Genomic DNA, 5,195 nt, shown 5'->3' on the forward strand with positions numbered 1-5,195 from the left:
CGGTGAAACAACTCCTTTTGGTGTTTTTTGTCTGCAAACTAATTATACCAAAAGAAGGAGCTTGTTTCACCTTTTTTGCGTAATCTGTGGATAATTTATTTTAAGGACTTCTAAGAGCTAATTATCCACATTTTTTACTGTTGATAACTTTGAGTTTTTGCTATTTTAAAAAATGGGGAAACTACTTTATCCTGTTTAAGCCAATGATATGTTCCAGTGACTAATCCATTAGAATAAGGATTGAAACTCGCCAACTTGTAATTCATCTTTCTTTTTGAGTTGTGTTCCAGTGACTAATCCATTAGAATAAGGATTGAAACTTCAAACAATTGCTATTCAATCTGATAATTTTAGCAGTTCCAGTGACTAATCCATTAGAATAAGGATTGAAACTTATATAAATACCCGACAGAGAAGCAGGGCAATAATGTTCCAGTGACTAATCCATTAGAATAAGGATTGAAACATTACAGTTTGTTTGAAATCTCCAACTTCAGTTATAGTTCCAGTGACTAATCCATTAGAATAAGGATTGAAACTCCTTCAATCAAGAAGTCGGCTATGATGAAAAAGGTGTTCCAGTGACTAATCCATTAGAATAAGGATTGAAACGAAAATTATATTGATATTTCTTCTAAAATTACATCGTTCCAGTGACTAATCCATTAGAATAAGGATTGAAACTAGTTGGTATAGGATTGATAGTGAGCTGAAAGTTGGGTTCCAGTGACTAATCCATTAGAATAAGGATTGAAACTTGATTATAGGAGTGGGAATAAAAAGGAGGTAGAAAGTTCCAGTGACTAATCCATTAGAATAAGGATTGAAACAGAAAATAGTCTTGACTTATTGGAATGTGTCATATATGTTCCAGTGACTAATCCATTAGAATAAGGATTGAAACTCTTGCAGAAATTCATCTAACATATTTTCTGCTATTGTTCCAGTGACTAATCCATTAGAATAAGGATTGAAACGCTTCTCTAATTCATGCTTATATTCATTCTTCTCTTCGTTCCAGTGACTAATCCATTAGAATAAGGATTGAAACGCTTCTGCGTCTGTTAGATCGTCACGCCTTATTACGTTCCAGTGACTAATCCATTAGAATAAGGATTGAAACACATTAACAAAATCCATAAACTTTTTAGATTTAATGTTCCAGTGACTAATCCATTAGAATAAGGATTGAAACAATGGAATACTGACAAAAGCGATATTATCAGAAATAGTTCCAGTGACTAATCCATTAGAATAAGGATTGAAACGCTCTGGAAGTCTAACACCACCGCGATCAATTTCTAGTTCCAGTGACTAATCCATTAGAATAAGGATTGAAACACAGGATTTTTTTCTTCACTCTGGCCACCTGCTGTAAGTTCCAGTGACTAATCCATTAGAATAAGGATTGAAACTTAACTAATATGATCGCTGGTAATATTCCAGCAGAAGTTCCAGTGACTAATCCATTAGAATAAGGATTGAAACATCAGATAGCAAAAGTTTTTAGGATGTCCCGGCAGGGTTCCAGTGACTAATCCATTAGAATAAGGATTGAAACATAGACAGGAGTGGGAAAATGATTTTATCAGATCAAGTTCCAGTGACTAATCCATTAGAATAAGGATTGAAACTTTTTTCTGTAATTGCTTCTCCTTTATTGAGTTTGAGTTCCAGTGACTAATCCATTAGAATAAGGATTGAAACGAGCTTTCTTTTTTTGAAACAGTTTCAACTATTTCTGTTCCAGTGACTAATCCATTAGAATAAGGATTGAAACCTACTGAATATCAAACTGAATCAACTGAAGAAGATGGTTCCAGTGACTAATCCATTAGAATAAGGATTGAAACGAAGATGAAGTCGGAATAGATGAGGCAATCGAGTTATGTTCCAGTGACTAATCCATTAGAATAAGGATTGAAACTGCTCAATCCCTAATATTTCTTTAACTTGATTCCATGTTCCAGTGACTAATCCATTAGAATAAGGATTGAAACTTCCCCTGGTTAATAAAGGAGGTTAATTATGTCTAAAGTTCCAGTGACTAATCCATTAGAATAAGGATTGAAACTGTTTCTACGCCTACGATTAAAGATGCTTCCAGAATGTTCCAGTGACTAATCCATTAGAATAAGGATTGAAACCAGAGTAGTTAAAGTAATACCTAAAAGGTCTGTAGTTGTTCCAGTGACTAATCCATTAGAATAAGGATTGAAACACATTCTGCAAATGTATATATTGATAATCTCCACAGTTCCAGTGACTAATCCATTAGAATAAGGATTGAAACGTTTGAGACCGGCCCCTACTACATTGGTCCTGTTGGGTTCCAGTGACTAATCCATTAGAATAAGGATTGAAACCTCTTTATCTTTGCGGTAATTACTGCCCCAGCATTAAGGTTCCAGTGACTAATCCATTAGAATAAGGATTGAAACTCGTGAAAATCGTGAAATGACTGGCGTAACTATTGGGTTCCAGTGACTAATCCATTAGAATAAGGATTGAAACGAAGAAGGTTCTATCGTTGTATATAGAGAGTATTAGTTCCAGTGACTAATCCATTAGAATAAGGATTGAAACAGCAAGGTTCATTTTACAAAAAAGGGAGTGCGTAATAGTTCCAGTGACTAATCCATTAGAATAAGGATTGAAACTATCCAGATTCTATAGAAGGAATCAATAATGAAACTGTTCCAGTGACTAATCCATTAGAATAAGGATTGAAACTCGTTGCTCAAAATGGAGCTCGTGTTGTTTTTAGAGTTCCAGTGACTAATCCATTAGAATAAGGATTGAAACGTAACAAAGGCTAACGAACCATACATATTCTCTAAGTTCCAGTGACTAATCCATTAGAATAAGGATTGAAACCCTTTCAAACTTTCCTTGACTGGTTGTTCACCCTGGTTCCAGTGACTAATCCATTAGAATAAGGATTGAAACGCTGTTGCCCGGCAGCTTTAGTTTATTTTTTCAAAAGTTCCAGTGACTAATCCATTAGAATAAGGATTGAAACTAAATGGCTCAAAATTATTTCCTGGTCTGGTCGGAGTTCCAGTGACTAATCCATTAGAATAAGGATTGAAACGTTTTTGAGGTCATTGCAATACCTACCGATGGCATATGTTCCAGTGACTAATCCATTAGAATAAGGATTGAAACCCAACTGAGATGAGAAGAATAGTTGAGTATTTTTATGTTCCAGTGACTAATCCATTAGAATAAGGATTGAAACGCTTTGGCGACTCAGTTCGCTGGAGAAACAGCACCAGGTTCCAGTGACTAATCCATTAGAATAAGGATTGAAACAAATCTAATATATCAAGTCTTTTCTATGATATTGAGTTCCAGTGACTAATCCATTAGAATAAGGATTGAAACATAATTTTGTATTATTTAAGCATATTCAACATCTGAGTTCCAGTGACTAATCCATTAGAATAAGGATTGAAACTCAGTTTTTTTCCAATTCTGTGAATGTAACTGATCAGTTCCAGTGACTAATCCATTAGAATAAGGATTGAAACTGGTGATCAGGAATGTGTGAGATGTGGAGACAATTATTCCAGTGACTAATCCATTAGAATAAGGATTGAAACTCATTGTAATATGATGTATGCAATATACTTGGCCTAAGTTCCAGTGACTAATCCATTAGAATAAGGATTGAAACTCAGCCTATAAGTTGAACCTGAACAGTTTAATCCAGTTCCAGTGACTAATCCATTAGAATAAGGATTGAAACCACTCACGGGCCAGAGTTCTCTGTCGATCATTTTTGGTTCCAGTGACTAATCCATTAGAATAAGGATTGAAACGTAGTTGAAGATGTAGAAACTAATATCAATGAGGGTGGTTCCAGTGACTAATCCATTAGAATAAGGATTGAAACGCCTCTTTTCTTGCTTCATGAGGTATATCAATAGTTTGTTCCAGTGACTAATCCATTAGAATAAGGATTGAAACATAAACGGGCTGTTATTTATAAATGCTTAATTAAGTGGTTCCAGTGACTAATCCATTAGAATAAGGATTGAAACGAAAGTAAGAAAAAAGCAGCTTCCTGGAGAAGAATAGGTTCCAGTGACTAATCCATTAGAATAAGGATTGAAACTTTGATATTTAAATCTTGAATTTTCTTCCTCAAGTGTGTTCCAGTGACTAATCCATTAGAATAAGGATTGAAACATTCCATAACCTTTTCAACAGAAAGTGATCAATTAGTTCCAGTGACTAATCCATTAGAATAAGGATTGAAACAAGCCATATTTAAAACAAAAAGAAAAAGAACTCATTGTTCCAGTGACTAATCCATTAGAATAAGGATTGAAACATCTTGTCTTCCATGTTGGTGTCTATAGTGAAGTAAGTTCCAGTGACTAATCCATTAGAATAAGGATTGAAACTAAAAATCACATTTCATTTGTCCTTGTCCCCAAAATAGTTCCAGTGACTAATCCATTAGAATAAGGATTGAAACAAGGGGTAAAATTAAGTAGTGATATTGAACAGCAGTGTTCCAGTGACTAATCCATTAGAATAAGAATTGAAACAGCTAAAATGACTCTTGAGAAGTCTATTTTTTTGGGTTCCAGTGACTAATCCATTAGAATAAGGATTGAAACGCATAAATATCAGCTATCGGATCCTAGCTATACTTGTTTCAGTGTTTTTGGCTGCCTAACATTTACTGCTCACCTTACTAGGAGACTGAAAGACTGAAATTCAAATTTCTTTTTTATCTTTCTTTTCATTCTAACAAAACTTTAATCTTAAGCAAATATAAATTTAATATAAGTTTGTTATCATAAATTTAGAATAAAAAAATTTAAGGAGCTGATAATGATGGCTTATATTAAACTATGTCCAGAATGCAGAAGTAGGAGTATTAGTGCCAGCAAAGAGGAGTGGATTTGTCCTCACTGTGGAACAGATTTATCAGATGAACCAGTATTTCGTCAGATTAAAATTAAGAAAAATTGGTGGGAGACAGAAAAATCTAAAAATAAAAAGAAAAAAGCTTTAGCTTAAATAAGTTTAATCCTGAAAAATCCTCCTTGTCTAAAATTGAAATTCATGATATTATAAAAGAAAAACTGTATATGATAATTTAAAAGTGACCCAGGATAATAATTTAAAATTGACCCGTTTAAATAGATAATATAAACTGTCCATAATAAAAACATAAA

At 33.8% G+C, this 5,195-nt stretch carries 1 protein-coding gene and 1 CRISPR repeat array; the gene reads left to right on the forward strand.

From position 1 onward, the window contains the following. The first annotated feature begins 210 nt into the window (after positions 1-210). A CRISPR array of direct repeats spans positions 211-4,631; the repeat unit is 37 nt; unit sequence GTTCCAGTGACTAATCCATTAGAATAAGGATTGAAAC. 220 nt (positions 4,632-4,851) lie between these two features. Continuing rightward, complete coding sequence (locus tag DFR80_RS14915) at positions 4,852-5,037, forward strand: hypothetical protein (RefSeq protein ID WP_114490465.1); 186 nt, start codon at positions 4,852-4,854, stop codon at positions 5,035-5,037. Positions 5,038-5,195: the final 158 nt, after the last annotated feature.

Source organism: Halanaerobium sp. ST460_2HS_T2 (assembly GCF_003337665.1).
Taxonomy (GTDB): Bacteria; Bacillota; Halanaerobiia; order Halanaerobiales; family Halanaerobiaceae; genus Halanaerobium; species Halanaerobium kushneri.